The 831-nt window shown below is 59.4% G+C and carries 1 protein-coding gene; it reads left to right on the plus strand.

From position 1 onward, the window contains the following. On the plus strand, positions 1-831 hold an 831-nt coding region (locus tag CSZ94_RS27355), incomplete at both ends, for a thiamine pyrophosphate-dependent enzyme (RefSeq protein ID WP_258001241.1).

An 831-nucleotide genomic window follows, 5' to 3' on the forward strand; every position in this document is an offset into this window, starting at 1 on the left:
GGTTCGCGTTTGGGACCGTTCGGCACCTTGCCGCAGCACGGCATGGATTACTGGCCGAAAAACGCCAAGATCATCCAGATCGACGCGGACAACAAGATGCTGGGCCTGGTCAAGAAAATCTCGGTGGGCATCTGCGGCGACGCCAAGGCAGCCGCCAAAGCGATTCTTTCTCGCCTGGACGGCAAGACGCTCGATTGCGACGCCACGCGCGACGCGCGCTATGCCACCGTGCAAGCGGAAAAGGCCGCGTGGGAAGAGGAATTGACGAACTGGACGCATGAAAAAGATGCATACAGCCTGGACATGATCGAAGAGCAAAAGAAAGAGCAGGGCAGCTATCTGCATCCGCGCCAGGTCTTGCGCGAGCTGGAAAAAGCCATGCCGGAAGACGTGATGGTGTCGACCGACATCGGCAACATCAACTCGGTGGCGAACAGCTATCTGCGCTTTGAAAAACCGCGCAGTTTCTTTGCGGCGATGAGCTTTGGCAATTGCGGCTATGCGTTTCCGACGATTATCGGCGCCAAGGTTGCCGCGCCGCACCGTCCGGCCGTCTCATATGCGGGCGACGGCGCCTGGGGCATGAGCTTGATGGAAACCATGACCTGCGTGCGCCACAACATCCCCGTTACGGCCGTGGTGTTCCACAACCGCCAGTGGGGTGCGGAAAAGAAAAACCAGGTGGATTTCTACAACCGCCGTTTCGTCGCCGGCGAGCTCGATAACCAGAGCTTCGCGGAAATTGCGCGGGCCATGGGCGCCGAAGGCATCACGGTCGACAAGCTGGAAGACGTGGGTCCGGCCTTGAAGAAGGCCATCGCCATGCAGATG

The sequence above is a fragment of the Janthinobacterium sp. ROICE36 genome (assembly GCF_002869965.1).
Classification (GTDB): Bacteria; Pseudomonadota; Gammaproteobacteria; order Burkholderiales; family Burkholderiaceae_D; genus Janthinobacterium.